Source organism: Congregibacter sp. (assembly GCF_045107095.1).
Classification (GTDB): Bacteria; Pseudomonadota; Gammaproteobacteria; order Pseudomonadales; family Halieaceae; genus Congregibacter.
In genome coordinates, this window is the sequence record NZ_JBGCFU010000121.1 from 1 (window position 1) to 17,856 (window position 17,856).

The following is a 17,856-nucleotide window of genomic DNA, read 5'->3' on the forward strand; positions in this document are numbered from 1 at the left end:
TCCTGGATCAGCAGACGGTACCCAATGGTGTCTTTATTCCGGGTGACTCCACACCTATTACCGGGAATACCATTGAGCTTCGCAGCGGTGGTACCTGTAGTGGGGCTTTGCTTGAATCAACGACTACGGACGCTCAGGGCAACTACCTGTTTGACGAATTGCCCGCAGGGACTTACTCGGTTTGTCAGCCAACTCAGCCCCCCAGTACCTTTAATAGCGTAACTACCGAAGGCACGATTGTTCCCTTTGGCGCTAGCACTGGTAGCGCTGGTTCTGCCGCTAACCCTACGGATACCAGCAGTGAAATAACTGGCATTGTTCTAGGCGATAACGGCGGCACTGCGACTGAAGTCAGCGGATCTCCCGACAACAATTTCTCTGAGGTGCTTCCCGCCTCTTTGAGCGGAAACGTGTACTTTGATCAGAACAATGACGGCTTCTTCGACTCTGATGAGCCGGGTATAGGTGGTGTGGAAATAACCCTTACTGGTCCCGTCACGTTAACGACAACCACAGCAGCGGATGGCAGCTGGAGCTTTACGAATTTGCCTCCCGGCGATTACACCGTAACCGAAGTTCAGCCCGGTGGTTGGGTAGATGGCATGGACGCGGTGGGTACCGTGGGCGGTTCGTCGGTCGGTGTGAATGCCAATGATGTAAATTCGGCTGTTACGCTGGGGCCTGGTGATGCTGGTATTAATTATAACTTTGGTGAGATAGCGCCTGCGCTTCTGTCACTAAACGTTAATGCCGTATGCATCAACGATGTGCCCTATGTGAACTACAGTATTGATGGTTTTGCGGGTGTATCGGCGCCGAACGTAACCGTTCGCTGGGTCACGACCGGGGCAAGGGTCGCTGAAGAGCGTGCTAACCAGCCTGGGTCCGGTCGACTGCTGTGGCCTGGTGCGAGCGTGGATGCGAGCGGCAACGGTACAGGCTGGCCAGGTTGGGCGCTCACGGGAGGGGAGTGGGTGCAGGTTGCAGATGATCGTATCCCGACTATGACGCTCGAGGTTGAGTTCAACCCGACAGGAACCGCCACGGTGAGCTACCCCCCGGCTACGCCTGCCTGTGCTGCGCAGCCACCGGGAACCTTTCGAGTGCAGAGCGTGCCAGTGAGTCCTCGCTGGGTCTTGCTACTGCTTGCTCTTATGCTTATGGCCGTGGCCTCGCCCAAGTTAACGCCTGCCCGAGCATAGACTTTTCGGCTAGTCAGCCGGGAAATGCAGCGCGAACTGACTCTGGTACCGGGGTCGGTTTGCGCGTCTCTCGATCCACAAACACCTGAGCGAAGCTGCCTTTTGCGAGCTCAACCTCGTCGCTGATTCTGCGCATGGAGAAGCCTAGCGTCGCACTGGTGTTTCCGATGCGTTCGTAAGCGATGCTCACCTCAACCTCATCACCTGACAAGCACTCGTGCAGGTAGTCGCAGCTCACGTTGGCCGTGAACACATAGCAGGGAAGACCTTCCGGGTTGCTCCAGTCAAAACCAAGTTCACGCATGTAATTACCCGCGACTTCGTCGGCGAAGACAAGGTAGTTGGCGAAGAACATATGGCCCTGTGAATCGGTATCGCGAAAGCGAACCCGAAGCGTTTCCTGATAAGAAGTGCTCATGGTGTGATGATTCCCAAGTTCTAGTTTTGCTAAGGAACGCGACGACTTCAGGCCGCGGTGTTTATTGCCTGCCACAGTATGACAATCATGCGCGGCGCCGAGCAATGATAAAGAAGCGTGGCAGGCGAAGAAGCACTTTTCCATCGCGCGTCGATGGGTAGTGTCGCTCGATCGCATCAATATACTGCTTTTCGAAATCCGGTCGCTTTTGCTTAGGAAGCATTTCGAGGTATGGCTTCAAGCCAGTAGTGGCAAACCAGCGCAGAATTTCCTGTGGGCCATCGAGGATATGGTGATAACGCGTCTCCCATAGTTTGATCCCCTCACACACGGACGCGAGTACATCGTAGTAATCCGTAGGAGTGAGTAAGTCTTCACGATCTGAATTGAGATTACTGAGGTGCTCAGCGAAGGCCGGCTTATGGGCAAGCTCGGACATCAGTTGATGGCTTGGCTCGGGCAGCGTGTTTGGCATCTGCACCGCTAACGTTCCACCGGACACGAGCTGCTGAGCGAGATGGGGGAACAATTTTCGATGGTCGGGGAGCCAGTGGAGGCTCGCATTAGCGAGAATGAGGTCCTGGGGAATGGTGGCTTTAAAGTTTGCTACGTCGCCTTGTTCAAACAGGGCATGGGGCACGCGTTTTGAGGCCTGAGCCAACATGTCCGGCGATTGGTCAATGCCCTTTACTTCAGCGTCGCGCCAGCGCTCGACCAGTAGGCTTGTGGAGAGCCCCGAACCACAGCCTAGATCGGTAATTTTTAACCGGTCGTTTGCGTTCGGGAGGGTTGGAATCGCAGCGATAAGGTCTCGTGCGGCTTGCTGTCGTTGCTCGGCGAAGTCGTCGTACTGTTGTGCATTCCAATCACTGATGGGATGGCCACTCGCGTAGTGATGATATTCCAGACTGCCTTCAGATACCCCGTGTTTCAAGTGCGGCCCGTATTCGCTGGTGCTCAGTTTCATCGACAGGGAAGTTCCACATCATTGCGATGGCGGCTATCTTGAACAGCAAGCTCGGGCCGGCGTAAAGCACCGCAAGCAGTCTCACATCGTCTGCAGCGTTGGTAATCGTGGCATCGAAGCCTACAAACTCAAGCGCCGGAAACATAAGACCGACGGCTAAGGCGTAGGCGAGTTTCGAGGCGGTTCCCCAAAGCGCGAAGAAGAGGCCTGGCCGGCGTCGATTGTTTTGAAGGGCATCCCACTCAATGAGATCGCCATTGATGGCCGACGGTAGCGCGAGGTCAGCGCCAATCATAAGACCGGTTCCGACAACAATGACCGCATAGGGGATGACGTCACCGCTTCCCAGAAATGGCGCGACGGAGAAAAACAGACAGGAGCCAATCACGGCAATACACCAGCTGCGATGTTTTCCCCAGCGCTTGGAGAGCGCTACCCAAATAGGTACCGAGATCGCGCTACAGACGAAATAGCCAAAGAGCATAGGGCCGGCCACTGCGGGTTTTTCCAGCACGTGGGTAACGTAAAGCAGGAAGAGCGTTGCAGGAATGGCGTTACCGAGACCGTTGAGCAAAAAAGCGAGCAGCAGGCGGCGAAAGGGCGAAGGACGTGAGAGCAGGTTTACCGCCTCTCGCAGGGAGCTCTTTTGTGTGTCGACAACCGACCGATCTGGCACGACTATCGCCGCGACGGGCGTAGTAATCGCGAGGCCCACTAAGGTGAGAATGGTGATAGCAAACAAAGACTCGGTCAGAGCTTCGTTGTTGCTATTGTCGACTAAAAGCAGTGCGACAAGGGTGCCCGAAAGACCAAAAATCACCCTCGCACCGGAGATACGACTGCGCTGATGGTAGGACTCGCTGATCTCGGCACCCCAGGCGTTCATGGGCACAATACTCATAGTGCCCGCCACATAGATTCCCAGGGTTGCCAGCAGTAGAAAAGTGTTCCCGGCGCTTTCGGGCGGGTTAAAGAGCACCCAAACGGAGGCTGCTATCAGAGGTGCACTGGCGACTACCCACGCTTTGCGGCGTCCCCAAGCAGCCGGTGTTCTGTCCGACAAATAGCCAACGATGGGGTCGGTGAACAAATCCCAGAGTCTGGCAGCGAGGAGAATGCCGCCGATAGCAGATAGGCTAAGTCCCAGCGATTGCGCGTAGTAGGTTGGAACAATGACCTGCAACGCAATGAAGGCCCCGGCCAGGGGAAAAGCCAAAGAACCGTAGGCGATTAGCACCGCTAGGCTGGGTATCTGGCCAGATTCGGCACTCTGTGCGTTTGTATTTTCCATGCGAGTTATACGCGCCCGCGGAGATTTGGACGTTAACGCAGACTCAGATAGGGGTGTCCGGGATCTCGATCAAAGGCCAGACCAAAGCTGCGGAGTTTGAGCTTAGAGCCCTCGACCTCCAGAAGCTCTTCACTAATGGCGTCCGCATAAGTGATGTCTCCAAGGAATAGTTGATTCAGCAGAGCTCGATTCAATCGCAGCGTGACATCGGCATCTTCGGCGAGCGTGGGCTGAATATCCAGAATACTGTTGCGCAGATTCAAGGTGTAGGCCTCTTCCGTGTCGGTCACCTCATAGGCGACGCTTATGGTTTTGCCCTCTGCAGCCTCCGCATCAACTCGGAAGCGCAAAAGGCTCAGGAGCTGTTCTGTTGCCAGCTGGGATGGATTGAATCGTTGTTTTTGCATGCCTTGCAGTACTTCTCGAGGGACTACAGAGCCTTCGAGCTCGCGCGCGGAGGTCAGATAGAAACCTCGCCAGTTTGTGTTGGCGGTCGCGTATCCAATGCGACGCAGCGCTGCGGCTTTGAGATAGCGAGCCGGCATGTCTTCGCGGTCGATACGCACAAGATAGGCGCTAAGTTCCGCAGCCCATTGGTCATCTTCTGCGTTAAAGGCTTTCTCTGCCTCGGCAAACACCCGATCCCGTCCTCCCATGAGCTCTACAAGTCGTTGGGCTTTTTCGAGTCTGGGAAGGGGGTCGAGCTCGGCGGGGTCGCCGTTCCACCAGCTGATGTAAGCCACATAGAACTCGCGAACATTGTGCTTAACCGTGCCGTACATTTCTCGCGTCCAGGGGTCTCGATCCATGGACTCGGGCAGGCTAATGGCATTAGCAAGATCGTCCGGGGTATAGCCTTTGTTGATCAGGCGTAAAGACTGGTCGTGCGTGTATTGAATGGCGTCTCGATACACCGTGAGCATGTCCTGAATCTCCGCTTGCCCTTCCATAGGCTGTCCGTGGCTCGGCACCAGATGTTTGGCGTCGTAAGCGCGCATACGATCGATGGCGGTTACCCACTTGATAGCGTCTCTTGGCTTGGTGCCACGGAGAGAGTGCAGGTTCGGGTAGTTGGGGCCCTGAATCTCGTCGCCTGTGAGCATGACCTGATAGTCTGGTAGCCAGATCGCCAGGTGACTGGCAGACTCACCGCCCGTTTGAAACAGCTCCATGCGAATACCGGCAATAGTGAGCTCTTCGTTGCCATCGACAAAATGGTTGGGAGGAATGTAAGAGCCCAGTTCACTTCCCAGTGTGTAGCCGCAGCAGGAGATATGGTAATCGCGGCCGTCAGTGACGGGGTCTAGAAGCTGTCCGTACATGTAGAGCGCGCGTACTCCCATGATGGGAGCTGTCACCTGATTCTCGTCTTCGAGTTCCCGCAGAAAATTTTCCGCCGCTATGACTTTGACTGCACCGGACTCAGCATCCGCTCGATCGATAAAAGCTCCGGCGCCACTAATGTGATCGGCGTGGTGATGAGTGTAGATCACTGCTTTGACAGGTTTGTTGGAGATTTCCCGAAAAGCGCGCTCCGCGACCGTGGCGTGCTCGTTCGCGGTGGTGGTGTCGATGATCACCAGGCCGTCGTCGCCTTCAATCATGATGACGTTTCCGAAGCCACGATTGGGAGTGTTGTAGTCCCACACTGGCGTGTCTCCGATCTGAAAGAGCTCCTCATCAAGGTAGCGGGCGTGCTCCCTTAGGTAATCCGGCGAACTAAAAGGGACGACGTAGGGGTTCTCACCCTCACTCATACTAGCGGCGCTATCTACTGGATTTTCTTCGCCAGCGCAGCCAACAAGAATCGCGGGTACAGCCAAAAGGCCGAGGATTAGTAGAGAATTGGGTTTCATCAGCGATTTCCTTTGTGGGCGCTAGATCTGGGGCTCAAGCCTTGCCGCGCCCGGCGCTTTAAATTATTAGTTTTCTTGAGTTTTGAGGCAGCCACTTAAGTTAGCTATCACTGTAAAGTTTGTCGCGCGAAAGTCACGAACGCGAGCTATACTTTTCTACTCACTAAAGTAAACGATACCAGCTGGAGATACGCTATGGATATTATGGAAATGGGAGCTTCGCTCCTTTCAGACAAACTTGGTATGGATCTGGATCCCAGTACGGTGTCGTCTGCGCTGAGTGGATTGCTTTCAAATGCAGATGGTCAGATCGACTTTGCCGGTATTGCCAGCAAAATGGCGAGTAGCGGCGACCTTGGCGCAATTGTCGGGTCCTGGCTTGGCGATGGAGAAAATTCGCCTATTTCGGCAGATAGCCTCAGCTCTATTTTTGGCAGCGATAAGCTGGCGGAGTTCGCTGGCAAACTCGGTACTGACGCAGAGACAGCTGGTAGCGGTCTGGCGGACGTACTGCCGCAGCTAATGGATAAGTCCAGCAGCGGTGGCAGCCTCCTTGATATGGCAGGCGGCGCAGAGGGTCTTCTTGGCGCGGCCAAATCCCTGTTTAGCTAAATCCTAAGCTGGCGACTATCTATCGCTTTAGGGTTTAGTGGCAGCGCTGAGCGAATCGCTTTGAGCAAGTTTGGGCGGTAAAAAGTCCAAAGTGCTGCGGTAACCCGCTTCATAGAGTTCTGCTTTTAGCTCCGGCCCTAGGGTGAACGCTATCGGTGACACATCACCGGTGTCGACCACGATGGTGGATAGCCAGAAAGCCTCGTTGATGTACTCGTGGGACAAGGTGGTCATAAAGGTGTGTATGAGCATTGCGAGGTAGTTTCGCAGCGGAATGACGGGTTTCCGACTATTTAGCTTGAGCGCACCCGTACCTCGAAGTTTGAACACCACGACGGGCGTCCCGAACCCTGACCAGTCCCTGCGCAGCGCCTCTTCCGAGAGGATGCTGCCGTCAGCCATGACTTGGTCACCCAGCGTCTTGAAGCTGAAAAGAAGAGGCACGGACATTGAGTAGCGAACCGCTTCGGACACTGCCATTTGCGGTGTAGTGGCCGTATTAAAAATCACGGGTTTGCCTGAACGGACGTCCGTAGCTATGACATTCAGGTCCATATCCAGATCACCAAAACACCGGCCCTGCATCTTCTCATCCATCCAACTCTCGAAGCGATTGCCGCTGGATAGGCCCCCGGTTCTCAGCAGGGAGATGAGGTTCTGTCCCAGGAACTGCGAGAAGTCGGTGTCATCCGATATCTTCCTGATCGCATTGAGGTCATAGCCGCCAGCCAGGAGAGCGGCAACGATGCTGCCACCCGACACGCCCACAACCTGATTAAAGCCAATCTTCAGTTCCTCAAGAGCCGCGAGAATACCAATGTGCGCAGGCAGGCGGGCTCCACCGCCGGCAAGAACGGGCACGATCTGTTCTTGGCCGTTACCTCTGTCGCAGCGATTCTTTAAACCCTGAGCACCGTTGTTTTGGTCTTCTATAGCAATTGCCATTGTCGATACACCTTGGCTTCGCACCGCATTACTATACTCTCAGTTCCTCATGGGTGAAGTGATCAATACGTGGACACGGTAGAGAGAGCGCAGGCACAGCAAACTATTGGCATTTTGAGCGACGGTAAACCCGGGCACTTGAATCAAAGCCTGGGTCTTGCTGATGCCTTGCAGCGTCTGCGCCCAAACCTGCGTGTGCAGGAAATCCCCGCTATGCCTCGCAGCCAGGCTTTAGTTGAATTCCTGCGACCCAGAAAACGCCAACCCGATGTTGATCTACTGATTGCGGCGGGACATGCGACACACCTGAGTCTCCTCGCACTGCGTCGAGCTTACTTTTGTCCTGTGATAGTTCTTATGAGGCCCAGCCTGCCGGGAGTATTTTTTGACCTACGCATTGAGCCCCGACACGACGGTGGCAGAGAGACTGCGCGTTGCTGGATTAGCGAGGGGCCTCTGAATCGAATGCATCCCTCAGGTAGTCGTAGGGAGGGTGGGCTTATTCTCGTTGGTGGGCCTTCGCCACACTACAAGTGGGATGATGCGGCCGTGGTCCGGCAAGTAAAAGCGCTCTGCGGCGGTCGACGGCAATGGCAGCTGAGCGGGTCACGACGAACCCCGGCATCACTTATGACTGCTCTGTCCAATCTTGATCTTCCCGGACTCACGGTGCATGACTCAAACTCGCTGCCGAGTGCTTGGCTTGCGAATGAGCTGCCCAAAGTTGAGGAATGTTGGGTGAGTCCGGATAGTGCCTCCATGGTGTACGAGGCTTTGACTGCCGGCTGCGCTGTCGGTGTACTCGACCTTCCTGCAGCGCAGGGCAGCCGCGTCGCGCGTTCTATCGATGGGCTACTGGAGCAGCAGAGAGTAACCTCCTTCGGAGCATTTACAGAGGGCGCTTTACCGATGACTCCAAAGGAGCCTTTCGCTGAGGCGGATCGCTGCGCCCGGCGAATTCTTGAGCGAGGATGGCTATGACTAGTCTGGCCGCAGTTTTAATCGGCCTCATTGTGGTGGTCTTCAGCCATCGTATTGCCTGGTGGCGTCCGACTGTGGATTACAGCCGTCCACGGATTTTGATGTACCACATGGTTTGCGAGGCTCAGGCTGACGCTAAATTTAACAAGCTCAGGGTTTGCCCAGAACGCTTTGAGGAGCAGCTTCGTTGGCTGCGAGAACAAGGATGGCATTTCGCCTTAATGTCGGATCTGGAGCACCCCGAAAGCTTGCCGGTCAAAACTGTGATCCTGACCTTCGATGATGGTTATGAAGACAATCTGTTGAACGCCGACCCTTTGCTCGAGCGCTTTGATGCAAGGGCAACGCTGTACGTGGTGGAGGATCGTTTTGACCGTGACTGGTCCACGAGCAAGAAAGCTCACCACGACAGTGGCGAACTCATGCGTGAGTCCAAGCTGTCCGATACTCAGCTAGAGCAGATGATCGAGAGTGGGCGTTGGGAAATCGGAGGCCATACACGCACTCACGCGAATTTGGCTACCTTGGAATCTGAGCAAAGAGACATAGAGATTGCTGAGGCAAGACAAACTCTTGCCGAGCGCTTTGCAGTGCCTGTTAAAAGCTTTGCGTATCCCTTCGGGATTTATGGGCCCGAGGATGTCATTGCCGCTAAAGCGGCCGGTTTTACTACAGCCGTGACAACGAAAGAGGGTATCGCGCAGGATGTTAGTGCCCAAGCCATGGAGTTGCCGCGCATAAAGGTCAGCGGCAAGGATTCAATGTTGGCTTTTCGACAGCGAATACGCGCCGGTTTTCGCGGCACATAAAAAAGCCTGAGGTCCTAGACCATGCCTAACTGTTTGGCGAGGACGTTTAGCTCATCCGCAAAGGGGTCGTTGTTCGCATCACGATGCCAGGTGTATTCGGTGTAGCTGGCGGCCATCTCCGCAGCCTCGCTACCGAAAAGTTTTTCGATCATTGCCAGACTCATATCCATGCCCGCGGAAACGCCCGAAGAGGTGAAGAACTTGCCGTCCTCAACCCAGCGCGCGGCCTCGACCCAATCCACCTTATCGGACTGCATAGTTGCGATAGCGAAAACCTGTTTGTTGGATGTTGCCTGGAGCCCATCGAGGAGACCAGCCTTAGCGAGCAACGCCGACCCAGTGCATACGGAGCTGACCCATTGGGCCGTCTTGGACTGCGCTCGCAAAAAGTCGAGCATCGCCGGGTTCTCGAGTTCTGTAAGCGTGCCGCTACCGCCGGGTACCAGCAAAATGTCAAAGGCGGGCGCGTCGTCGAAGCCGTAATCGGCGATAACCCTGGGTCCGATCGCGCCTTCTGAGCCGATGGCGGCCGCCACGGGGCCACTTTCTTGTGCGACAGTATTGATGTTAACGAGAGAAGAGCCGACCACAGAGAAAAGCTCCAAAGGGCCGAAGTAATCAAGCATCTCAAAACCGGGGTAGAGGACCGCACCGAGCTGTAAGGGTTGTGTATTCATGATTGTCTCTCCTGTGTCCCCGCGATCGACGCATCGTTTGCGGGTTCTTGCGATTGGTTTTTAAAGAACGATTCCGGTGGTGTCTTTTTCCAGCGTCTGTTGGTCCAGAGATAAGTCTCCGGTTGTTCTGCAATAGCTGCTTCGGCTGCCAAAACGTAACGCGCGAGTATCAGTTCCGGATCCGCATCGTGAGGCGGTAAACTGATTTCCTCAAACTGGACTTCATAGTGTCCTGTCTCTGTGCGACGGCATTTCGCAAACACAACGGGAATACTCAGAGTTTGCGCCAGTTTGTCTGCGCCGCGATAAAAACTCGCGGGTCGATTCAAAAAGTTCCGCCAATAGCCCGAAGCTTTGGGGCCCGCTTGATCGGCAAGCATAGCGATTAGCCGTTTACGTTTGCGTCCACGAATCACCTCTCTGCCAACTCGATCGATGGGCATGGGGGATGCGCCAAAGCGAGAGCGCGCATCGAGCATGTATTGATTCCAGAACGGGCTGTGCAAAGTCTTGTAAACCGGGTCGACGGATACCTGCATCTTCTCCATCGCCGCGTGAAGCATCCACTCCCAATTCCCCTGATGAATCAAAAGCACGATGGCCTGTTTTTCAAAGCCATCTGTCGCGTCAGCGAGCACCTGCATGTTCGGGAAACTCATGCGTTGCGCCATGTCACTTTGCTTCATCCGAGTGGAGCAAAGGATCTCCATAAACAAATTGCAAAGATGGCGGTACGAGGCGCGGGCTATCGCAGCGCGTTCAGATTCGCTTTTTTGCGGGAATGCTGAGCGTAGATTCTCATCGACGGTACTACGCCGATAACGAAACACGTGGTAGAGCAGCACATAGAAAAGCACCGCCAACGCATAAGCCAGACGTAGGGGTAGCGCTGCCAGCAGGCCAAGAAACCATTTCATTTCTTGTTATGCACGCGCCTTGGGTGGACGGGGAAACAGAACCGGCGTCGCCTTTCGATAGGCCTGATACTCCTCCTCATGCCCCCACTTCTTGACCGCGTGGGCATCCAGCATGGGTATGCCACTGATCTTGGTCAGCAGGAGGTATACGAACACGGGCGATACCAAGGTTGCATACTGCCAGCCTTGGAGCGCAGGGAACGCAATGATGGCGATACCGCACCACAGTAAAATCTCGCCGAAGTAGTTGGGGTGACGCGACCAGGCCCATAAACCCTGCTGTATAAATCGATCGGTATTGTCTGGATCGCGTCGAAAATCGCGTTTCTGGCGATCCGCGGTGACTTCAATAGCAAAGCCCGTGACCCAGACGGCCAGACCTAGTATCCCAAAAATCCCGAGCTTAGGTGTTTGCGTGGAAGTCATCGCAGCGAGAGCCGCAGCGGCAGTCATGAGCACCCACAATCCCTGAAGTGTCCAGGTCATCATGAACCGAAAGAAAAAGGGCTTGATGCGGTCAAAGCGGCGGTCGGAGCCCGCGTCACGAATTCGCAGGAACAAAAAGCTTCCTAATCGTAGCGCCCAAATTGCGACCAGCGCTGCCAACAGTTGAGAGCGGGAATCATTGTTGACGGTCATTGCACAGGCTACGACGGTAACGTAGGTCACTGATCCCGTGAAGTCGTAGTAGCGTTCGGATTGACTGATGTATGCGGGAATAAAGACCAGCCACTGGATTACAAAGGCCAGGGCAGCAATCAGCGCGAAAATGGGTATTCCGGCCAGTTCATGCCCTTTGTAACTGCCCGCGACGGCCATGCCAGCGGCAATAGACACCGCGACGGCTATTCCGATGATAGATTTACTCGCAGGAGGTCGTTTGTCTGTCTCTGTCATGAGAATATTTCCGAATACGAAGGTTGTAGTCTATCGCAAGCTTTGGATTGAGGTCTTTGTCGACGCTTGCACTATAATATTGGTCTGATCAGTGGCCGCAGCTGTCCCAGCTACAAAATTGCCCCAGGCCTTTTGATTGTTTTATCGCCGTTTGAGTTTAGAGCGGCCTCTAATAAGGAGATTCTATGAACACTGCATTACCGGAACGCGCCAAGTTTCATCACATGAAAGATGGAACGGCGGAAGACTGGCAAGTCATCATGAAAGAAGCCAAGGTCGCGGCGGCCGAGTTGCCTGACCGTATGCTCGAGCACTTGCGAGTACTTGATGGAGATTGCGGCGGTTTCCCTGTGGATCGCCTGACTCATTGCCTGCAGACGGCGACTTTGGCGCATAAAGATGGCAAGGATGAAGAATACGTGGTCTGCGCACTGTTGCATGATATCGGTGACACGCTCGGACCCTTCAACCACGCGGATATTGCGGCGACCTATCTGCAGCCCTTCATTAGTGAGCAGAATCATTGGATGGTGAAGCACCACGCGATTTTCCAGGGTTACTACTTCTTCCATCACATTGGTTTGGATCGAGACCAACACAAACAGTTTGAGTCTCACCCACATTACGATTACACCAAGGAGTTTATCGAGAAATACGACGCTCCAGCCTTTGATCCCGACGCTGAAACCTATTCTCTAGAGTTCTTTGAGCCGATGGTTCGCCGTGTCTTTGCCGCACCTAAAGCATCGCTGTACAAAGCGGCCATGGAGTAAGGCTAAACGGGGGGCCTTTGCTCCCCTGTTTCAGGACGGCTTGTTCAGACCCAGCATCTTGGCAATTGCCTTGTCGAGCATTCTCGGCGAAGCCACACTCATCATGAGTTTTTCCATCATCCGACCTTTTACCGCCGCGTAGCGAACCTTTGGTTTGGAAGTGGTGAGTGCTGTGCAGATTAACTCCCCCAGACGTTCGGCCGGATATCCGTCGCGACCCTGACTAATGAACACTTTTTGAAAGCGCTCCAGGATAGGTCGGTAGGGAGAGCTGCGGTACTGCTCAATATCAACCTCCTCCGCCTTATCCCAGATCGCGGTTTTTACCGGGCCGGGTCCAATCACAATGACATCGATGCCAAACATCATGAGTTCACGACGCAGAGCTTCTGAATAACCTTCCAAACCAAACTTGGAAGCGGCATAAGGCCCTACGAAGGGCATGGCGCGAAGGCCTGCAACAGAGCTGATATTGACGATGCGTCCCGGTGCGCCTTTCAGCACTGGATCGGCGCCGAGAAGGGGGGCAAAGGCCTGCGTCACCAGAAATGGCCCTACGAGGTTTACTTCCAGCTGTTTGCGGTAGTCACTTTCGGACACCTCAAGCAGAGGCCCGGACACCGCGATACCAGCGTTGTTCACCAACCCAGCGAGGGTGCTTCCGTTTAGGGCTTCCCTCACAGAGTCTGCCGCATGAGCGATTCCCTCGGGGTCCACAACATCAAAAATCAGCGGGGAAAAGTTTTCGCCAAGTTCGGCCTGGACACGCTGGGCATCCGATTCCTTGCGGACAGATCCGAAGACTCTGTAGCCTCGGGCGATCATGACCTTTGCGGCGGCATGGCCAATGCCCGTAGAGACCCCGGTGATTACGATAGTTTGCATAGCGGTTTGACCTTAGCTTCAAAATGAGTTGTAGAGGGCCGCTCAAGGTACAGATTTACTAGCTCGGGTAGACCTTGCGCTGCTAAGCTGCATAGCATCCTCTTAGAACAGAATAGGCGTCAAGCTTCTTGGTCAGCTCCGGTAATAAGGTACGCGTCACGCTGGCCTGCTTCTTCGCCTATTTTGTGATGTCGGGGATGCTGGCACCTATTGGTATTGTGTTACCACCCCTTGCAGAATATCTCGGCAGACCCATTGCAGACGTTGCGCCGATATTCAGTTGGCTTACCCTTGGGATTCTTTTGGGTTCTGCTCTAGCGCTCGTAGTCTTTGACGTTCTTACGGTTCGCGTCTGGACCCTGCTGGTCTATTTGGCCATCGTGCTTGCACTGCTCACCCTGCGCTTGTCCGACTCGACGCTCGCGTTAAAGCTGTCTTTAGGCGTCGTTGGCACTGCCTGTGGCATTGGATTGGCGGCGGCAGCGAGCACCATTACCCAGCTCTATTCGGAGGATCACCGTGCGTCTATGCTGGTGATTACTGACGGGTCCTTTAGTGTCGCAGGTATTGTCATATCCACTCTTGCGGTGTCACTGGTCGCAGCGGGATTTCACTGGTCGAGCTCCTATTTGGCCGTTGCTGCCGTTGCCGCGATAGTGGTGCTATTGGTGGCGACGGCGAGCTTCCCTACCGGTAACGAAGCTGACGATCAGGGGCGTTCAAGGGACACCTGGCCAGCATCTGTTTGGCTCTGCATAGCCGCACTGTTTCTCTATACCCTCGGTCAATACTCTCTGCTGTGGTGGTTGCCGACCTATCTCGAGGAGTCTCTGGGCGCACCGCGGGATGCTGCGGGGGCTGTCGTTGCACGATTCTGGACCGGCATGTTGATCGCTCAGCTTCTGGTCGCGTGGTGGGTGTTGCGCATCGGCGCTCGTCGCCTGGTGCTTTTGAGCGTCAGCGGCGCTTTTCTGGGTTCGCTACCGCTTTGGTTAAACGATTCGCTGACGCTTTTACCCTGGCTGTCCTTACTCTGGGGTGTCGCTAACCTTGGCCTGCTGAAGATTGTCATTTCCTTCGCGACGCTAGCGGTTCCCAATCCCAGCCCGCGCCTTGTCGCAGCGCTTCTGTTTGGTGCCACTTCAGGTACGGCGATCAGTCCAAAAATCACCAGTGTTGTTGTTACCGCACTAAACACACGCGCTGTTCTTCAGTTCGGCTCTCTTTGCTATCTTGTTTTGGGGATTCTTGTTTTCGTGGCCTGGTGGCTGATGCGCAGTCGCGCGGAGTCGGTTCAAAGCTAGTCGTGTAGTTACATTCGAGTAGTTACATTCGAGCAGTTACATTCGAATAGTTTTAATCGAGTCGTGGTAGTCGACAATTACTAGTTGAAAATTGGTAGTCGAATAATTGTAGTGGTGCAGTAGGAGGACCGCTGATTCATGACCGTCGCAGTAGTAGACATGCGCAGCGCCGAGGCCGAGATGGCCTTTGTCGAGACGCTTAAACGAACGGGTTTTGCCGTGTTGCGAAACCCGCCTTTGGACGCGCAGCGCATGGCGCGAATGGCGGACGATTGGCGAGGCTTTTTCTTTAGTGAAGAGAAGTGGAAGCACTTGGCGGAGGAAACTCCGTCAGGTAACACCAGCGGTTACATTCCGCCCGATGTGTCGGAAACCGCCGTGGGCCACGATGTTAAAGACCTCAAAGAGTTCTTCCATATTGTGCCGGACACTATCTTGCCGGCGGGTTTGGCGAATGATGCGGAGTCCCACCTGATCGAAGCTCAGGCTTTGGGGCGACTGCTTTTGGGTTGGCTGGATATTCACTGCGGAAGCGCGCTGTCGGCGGGTCTGCGGGGGCAGCTAGCCGAGAGCATCTCACCCGCAGACAGCCTTCTTAGAATTCTCCACTATCCGCCCTTAAAGGGCGATGAACCCCCGGATGCGGTGCGTGCGGCTGCGCATGAGGACATTAATTTGATCACCTTGCTGCCGGTATCTGCAGAGCCTGGATTACAGGTGCTGGGGCGTGATGGGAAGTGGACTGATGTACCCGGCGTGCCGGGCGACGTCATTGTGAATTCTGGTGATATGTTGCAAGAAGCGTCGGGACGACAGCTGCCCTCTACTTCGCATCGCGTGATAAATCCCACGGGCGGGTCCAGTAATCTGTCACGTATCTCGATGCCTTACTTTATTGCTCCCGATCTCGACATTCAGTTGTCAGAGAAGCATACGGCTGGCACTTATCTTCGCGAACGTCTGGACCTACTGGCCCGCTAGAGACAGTGTTTCGAGGTAGAGCTTTTTCACGGCATCGGCGTCTACGGCGGTGCAAATGCGGCAGCTCGGCCGCCCTAGCCAGGCACCACTCTCGTAACGCTCGGGATGTAACCCAAGAATTGTCTGGCCCATCGCCACGCCCTCGCAGACTACGCGAGTCGGTCCTTCCTCTACCTGATAGTGCTCTGGGGCGAGGAGATAGGCCACAGCACTGGAGTCGTGAATTGGGCAGCTTCGCTCGCCGTTAATGCCTTCGTAGAAGTCGAAGTAGAAGCGCGTGATGTCGTGAATAAAGCTCCCTGCATCACCGGCCTGGGTGCGTAAGGCTTCGACAAACGCTTCGTCCATCACGGTTTCTTCTGTGACGTCTAAACCTACCACGGTGACTTCCAAGCCACTGCCAAGCACCTGGTCTGCTGCGGTGGGATCTCCCGCCATATTCGCTTCCGCCACGGGGGAGACATTGCCCTGATGACCGCGGCGCATAAATACGCCCCCCATGATCACCACCTCTTTTAGCAGTTCCGGAAGTCGTGGGCACAGATCCAAAGCCTTCGCGACATTGCTCATCCGTCCTACCGCGACGACCGTTATCTCGCCCGGATAGGCTTCTGCTAATTCAACGATAGCTTCTGCAGCAGATTGCAGTTCGGCGTCTTGTAGTGGCGTAGAGAATTCGATATCGCCCAAGCCGTTTTTTCCATGAACAAAATCGGGATGGCCGTTACCAAGGGCAGGACCAATAGGGCCTGACGCTCCGCGGAACACGCGGGCATCAATGCCAAAGCGTTCTCTTACGTAGCAGGCGTTGCGTGTTGTGTTCGCAATACTGGCATTGCCCGAAACGGTGGTGATCGCCTCGATACGCAGGCCCGGTGCATAGTGCAAAAAAAGTAAAGCCATGGCATCGTCGATGCCGATGTCGGTGTCAAAAATCACGCGTTTCATGAAAGTTTCCGGACCTTTGTCTGTTTTTTTAGTGCTCGCCAGTTGCTGAGCGACGGCCATAGTAACTGCTCCGCCGCTTGCTTACCTCGGCCCAGGGCAGCATCAAGTTTGACTCTGGGCGCACGAACATCCAGTTGCGCCATCACGGCGGCGAACACGGTTTCTTTCGCTGCAGCCAAGGGTGGGCCAGCGAGCGTGAGTCGATCGCTTATCAGCACGCTATCGAGATCCCCAAAGGCCAGCAGCGTGGGTTTATCAGTGGGTTTGTAACGTCGAAGGCTTTTCTTGTTCTCGCTACGCTTAATGTTCTCAGCGATACAGCGACCCATGTCAAGAGCATGGTAAGCCTGCTTGCTGATCGGTTTAGCGAGTTCCGCAGCGTCGCCCGCCACGAATACCTTGGAATATCCTGGGTGGGCCAGAGTGCTATCTACCGGGGCCCAAGCCTTTGGTTCTGCAAGGCCGGATTCAGCGAGCAAGCTTGGGGGCGCTGGGCCACCGGTCCAGATGGTCAGGTCCGATCGAAGTTTCCGGCCGCTGGATAGCTGAACAGTCTTCGGAGTAATGCGTTGCACCGGGTCCGAGGTAACAAGGTCCACGTTGCACTCGCTGCTGTGCCGGGCAATGAGTTCACCGACGGCTTGCGGACCTTCGGGTAGTAGCCTTGGGCGCGCTTCCACCAGACTGATGTCCAAAGATTGCTGCCGGTAGCGGCGAAGCACTTCGCCCAAAGCCTCAATACCTTCGAGTCCTCCACCAATGATCACGACTCTGCCGCCATCCCTGCCCAGGTTTTTCAGGCGCTGTTGGATAGCTTTGCACTGCTCGACAGATTTAAAACCGTAGCTATGCTGGGCTACCCCAGAGACACCATAACTGGCATCTGCACTACCTAGCGCGACGACCAGATAATCAGCTTCAAAATGCTTTCCCGAATCGACGCTTACGCGCCGCGTCTGAGGATCTAGTTCAGTAACGGTGCCATGCTCAAAGCGATGGCCGCGTGCCTTGAGGTTAGCGCGGAGGGAGAGTCTCAGTTGGCCAGGCTTTTTAACCCCGGAGATAAGCTCGTGGATGTTTGGGAGGAACTCGAAGCTGGATTTTTGATCAATGAGCGTTACTGAAAACTGATCGCAATCCAGTCCATTGGCACAGGCAAGCCCCGCGAAGCCACCACCCACAATCACTACTCGCCGTTTTGTCATTCGTCTTCCCGGCGTACGCTGACGTCCAGACTGCCGTCGGCCTGGCCCATGAGGCTCACGACCATAGGCTGGCAGCACACCTGGCAGTCTTCGATGTATTCGGCATCGCTGTCGCCACTATCCAACAGTATGGAGAGGGGTTCGCCACAATAGGGGCAGTACACCTGGGATTCCTGGAGTTCCATGGG

General features: G+C 55.0%; 19 protein-coding genes. 7 read left to right on the forward strand and 12 right to left on the reverse strand.

Features of this window, described 5'->3' with window-relative positions:
* On the forward strand, window positions 1-1,202 hold a 1,202-nt coding region (locus tag AB8B76_RS14480; protein WP_405273557.1), incomplete at its 5' end, for an SdrD B-like domain-containing protein.
* A 13-nt stretch (window positions 1,203-1,215) separates the two neighbouring features.
* Here the strand turns inward: AB8B76_RS14480 and AB8B76_RS14485 are convergent.
* The 4 genes from AB8B76_RS14485 to AB8B76_RS14500 all read right to left on the reverse strand — a co-directional run bounded on the left by AB8B76_RS14485 (window position 1,216) and on the right by AB8B76_RS14500 (window position 5,734).
* The gene (locus AB8B76_RS14485) at window positions 1,216-1,620 is read right to left on the reverse strand and encodes an acyl-CoA thioesterase (RefSeq protein ID WP_405273559.1); all 405 of its coding nucleotides are present in this window, start codon (window positions 1,618-1,620) and stop codon (window positions 1,216-1,218) included.
* Window positions 1,621-1,705: 85 nt separating this feature from the next.
* Window positions 1,706-2,587, reverse strand: a complete 882-nt coding sequence (gene tam / locus AB8B76_RS14490; protein WP_405273560.1) for a trans-aconitate 2-methyltransferase — start codon at window positions 2,585-2,587, stop codon at window positions 1,706-1,708.
* A complete protein-coding gene (locus AB8B76_RS14495; protein ID WP_405273561.1) occupies window positions 2,535-3,878 on the reverse strand; it encodes an MFS transporter in 1,344 nt (447 codons plus the stop codon). The genes tam and AB8B76_RS14495 overlap by 53 nt, the downstream gene beginning before the upstream one ends.
* 32 nt (window positions 3,879-3,910) lie before the next feature.
* Window positions 3,911-5,734, reverse strand: a complete 1,824-nt coding sequence (locus tag AB8B76_RS14500; RefSeq protein ID WP_405273562.1) for an alkyl sulfatase dimerization domain-containing protein — start codon at window positions 5,732-5,734, stop codon at window positions 3,911-3,913.
* Window positions 5,735-5,929: 195 nt separating this feature from the next.
* Here AB8B76_RS14500 and AB8B76_RS14505 point away from each other — a divergent pair, with 195 nt between their 5' ends.
* Window positions 5,930-6,346: a YidB family protein gene (locus AB8B76_RS14505; protein WP_405273564.1), complete on the forward strand. Its 417-nt coding sequence runs from the start codon at window positions 5,930-5,932 to the stop codon at window positions 6,344-6,346.
* Between the two features lie 27 nt (window positions 6,347-6,373).
* Here AB8B76_RS14505 and AB8B76_RS14510 read toward each other — a convergent pair whose 3' ends face one another.
* Window positions 6,374-7,291: a patatin-like phospholipase family protein gene (locus tag AB8B76_RS14510; RefSeq protein ID WP_405273566.1), complete on the reverse strand. Its 918-nt coding sequence runs from the start codon at window positions 7,289-7,291 to the stop codon at window positions 6,374-6,376.
* A gap of 69 nt (window positions 7,292-7,360) precedes the next feature.
* On the opposite strand from AB8B76_RS14510, the gene AB8B76_RS14515 reads away from it, so the two are divergent.
* Window positions 7,361-8,272, forward strand: coding sequence for a mitochondrial fission ELM1 family protein (locus tag AB8B76_RS14515; RefSeq protein WP_405273568.1), 912 nt, complete (start codon window positions 7,361-7,363; stop codon window positions 8,270-8,272).
* Entirely contained in the window at window positions 8,269-9,081 is an 813-nt protein-coding gene (locus tag AB8B76_RS14520) for a polysaccharide deacetylase family protein (RefSeq protein ID WP_405273570.1), read from the forward strand. Before AB8B76_RS14515 ends, AB8B76_RS14520 begins: the two co-directional genes overlap by 4 nt.
* A 14-nt stretch (window positions 9,082-9,095) precedes the next feature.
* Here AB8B76_RS14520 and AB8B76_RS14525 read toward each other — a convergent pair whose 3' ends face one another.
* From AB8B76_RS14525 to AB8B76_RS14535, 3 genes are read right to left on the reverse strand one after another with little or no spacing between them, the layout of a single operon-like run.
* A complete protein-coding gene (locus tag AB8B76_RS14525; RefSeq protein ID WP_405273573.1) occupies window positions 9,096-9,758 on the reverse strand; it encodes a DJ-1/PfpI family protein in 663 nt (220 codons plus the stop codon).
* The gene (locus AB8B76_RS14530; protein ID WP_405273576.1) at window positions 9,755-10,675 is read right to left on the reverse strand and encodes a lysophospholipid acyltransferase family protein; all 921 of its coding nucleotides are present in this window, start codon (window positions 10,673-10,675) and stop codon (window positions 9,755-9,757) included. Before AB8B76_RS14530 ends, AB8B76_RS14525 begins: the two co-directional genes overlap by 4 nt.
* A 6-nt stretch (window positions 10,676-10,681) precedes the next feature.
* Window positions 10,682-11,572, reverse strand: a complete 891-nt coding sequence (locus tag AB8B76_RS14535; RefSeq protein WP_405273578.1) for a DUF1295 domain-containing protein — start codon at window positions 11,570-11,572, stop codon at window positions 10,682-10,684.
* 185 nt (window positions 11,573-11,757) lie between these two features.
* Here AB8B76_RS14535 and AB8B76_RS14540 point away from each other — a divergent pair, with 185 nt between their 5' ends.
* Window positions 11,758-12,345, forward strand: coding sequence for an HD domain-containing protein (locus AB8B76_RS14540; RefSeq protein ID WP_405273580.1), 588 nt, complete (start codon window positions 11,758-11,760; stop codon window positions 12,343-12,345).
* A 30-nt stretch (window positions 12,346-12,375) separates the two neighbouring features.
* On the opposite strand, the gene AB8B76_RS14545 is transcribed toward AB8B76_RS14540, so the two are convergent.
* Window positions 12,376-13,230 (reverse strand): SDR family oxidoreductase, encoded by an 855-nt coding sequence (locus tag AB8B76_RS14545; RefSeq protein ID WP_405273582.1) that lies wholly within the window; start codon window positions 13,228-13,230, stop codon window positions 12,376-12,378.
* Between the two features lie 128 nt (window positions 13,231-13,358).
* Here AB8B76_RS14545 and tsgA point away from each other — a divergent pair, with 128 nt between their 5' ends.
* Both tsgA and AB8B76_RS14555 read left to right on the forward strand, forming a co-directional pair.
* The gene (tsgA, locus tag AB8B76_RS14550; protein WP_405273584.1) at window positions 13,359-14,534 is read left to right on the forward strand and encodes an MFS transporter TsgA; all 1,176 of its coding nucleotides are present in this window, start codon (window positions 13,359-13,361) and stop codon (window positions 14,532-14,534) included.
* Between the two features lie 138 nt (window positions 14,535-14,672).
* Complete coding sequence (locus AB8B76_RS14555; RefSeq protein WP_405273587.1) at window positions 14,673-15,515, forward strand: 2OG-Fe(II) oxygenase family protein; 843 nt, start codon at window positions 14,673-14,675, stop codon at window positions 15,513-15,515.
* Here AB8B76_RS14555 and AB8B76_RS14560 read toward each other — a convergent pair.
* From AB8B76_RS14560 to AB8B76_RS14570, 3 genes are read right to left on the reverse strand one after another with little or no spacing between them, the layout of a single operon-like run.
* Window positions 15,501-16,463 (reverse strand): nucleoside hydrolase, encoded by a 963-nt coding sequence (locus AB8B76_RS14560; RefSeq protein ID WP_405273588.1) that lies wholly within the window; start codon window positions 16,461-16,463, stop codon window positions 15,501-15,503. The two genes, AB8B76_RS14555 and AB8B76_RS14560, sit on opposite strands and share 15 nt — an antisense overlap.
* Complete coding sequence (locus AB8B76_RS14565) at window positions 16,460-17,668, reverse strand: NAD(P)/FAD-dependent oxidoreductase (protein ID WP_405273589.1); 1,209 nt, start codon at window positions 17,666-17,668, stop codon at window positions 16,460-16,462. The genes AB8B76_RS14560 and AB8B76_RS14565 overlap by 4 nt, the downstream gene beginning before the upstream one ends.
* Window positions 17,665-17,853, reverse strand: coding sequence for a CPXCG motif-containing cysteine-rich protein (locus AB8B76_RS14570; protein ID WP_405273590.1), 189 nt, complete (start codon window positions 17,851-17,853; stop codon window positions 17,665-17,667). The genes AB8B76_RS14565 and AB8B76_RS14570 overlap by 4 nt, the downstream gene beginning before the upstream one ends.
* Between the last annotated feature and the right edge of the window lie 3 nt (window positions 17,854-17,856).

What these genes read in the sequence shown, in the direction of transcription:
- AB8B76_RS14545 (WP_405273582.1), bottom strand. Translation starts at nt 13,230, where the DNA reads ATGCAAACTATCGTAATCACCGGGGTCTCTACGGGCATTGGCCATGCC.
- AB8B76_RS14520 (WP_405273570.1), top strand. Translation starts at nt 8,269, where the DNA reads ATGACTAGTCTGGCCGCAGTTTTAATCGGCCTCATTGTGGTGGTCTTC.
- AB8B76_RS14535 (WP_405273578.1), bottom strand. Translation starts at nt 11,572, where the DNA reads ATGACAGAGACAGACAAACGACCTCCTGCGAGTAAATCTATCATCGGA.
- AB8B76_RS14555 (WP_405273587.1), top strand. Translation starts at nt 14,673, where the DNA reads ATGACCGTCGCAGTAGTAGACATGCGCAGCGCCGAGGCCGAGATGGCC.
- AB8B76_RS14500 (WP_405273562.1), bottom strand. Translation starts at nt 5,734, where the DNA reads ATGAAACCCAATTCTCTACTAATCCTCGGCCTTTTGGCTGTACCCGCG.
- AB8B76_RS14505 (WP_405273564.1), top strand. Translation starts at nt 5,930, where the DNA reads ATGGATATTATGGAAATGGGAGCTTCGCTCCTTTCAGACAAACTTGGT.
- AB8B76_RS14540 (WP_405273580.1), top strand. Translation starts at nt 11,758, where the DNA reads ATGAACACTGCATTACCGGAACGCGCCAAGTTTCATCACATGAAAGAT.
- AB8B76_RS14510 (WP_405273566.1), bottom strand. Translation starts at nt 7,291, where the DNA reads ATGGCAATTGCTATAGAAGACCAAAACAACGGTGCTCAGGGTTTAAAG.
- AB8B76_RS14495 (WP_405273561.1), bottom strand. Translation starts at nt 3,878, where the DNA reads ATGGAAAATACAAACGCACAGAGTGCCGAATCTGGCCAGATACCCAGC.
- AB8B76_RS14560 (WP_405273588.1), bottom strand. Translation starts at nt 16,463, where the DNA reads ATGAAACGCGTGATTTTTGACACCGACATCGGCATCGACGATGCCATG.
- AB8B76_RS14530 (WP_405273576.1), bottom strand. Translation starts at nt 10,675, where the DNA reads ATGAAATGGTTTCTTGGCCTGCTGGCAGCGCTACCCCTACGTCTGGCT.
- tam (WP_405273560.1), bottom strand. Translation starts at nt 2,587, where the DNA reads ATGAAACTGAGCACCAGCGAATACGGGCCGCACTTGAAACACGGGGTA.
- AB8B76_RS14570 (WP_405273590.1), bottom strand. Translation starts at nt 17,853, where the DNA reads ATGGAACTCCAGGAATCCCAGGTGTACTGCCCCTATTGTGGCGAACCC.
- AB8B76_RS14525 (WP_405273573.1), bottom strand. Translation starts at nt 9,758, where the DNA reads ATGAATACACAACCCTTACAGCTCGGTGCGGTCCTCTACCCCGGTTTT.
- AB8B76_RS14485 (WP_405273559.1), bottom strand. Translation starts at nt 1,620, where the DNA reads ATGAGCACTTCTTATCAGGAAACGCTTCGGGTTCGCTTTCGCGATACC.
- AB8B76_RS14565 (WP_405273589.1), bottom strand. Translation starts at nt 17,668, where the DNA reads ATGACAAAACGGCGAGTAGTGATTGTGGGTGGTGGCTTCGCGGGGCTT.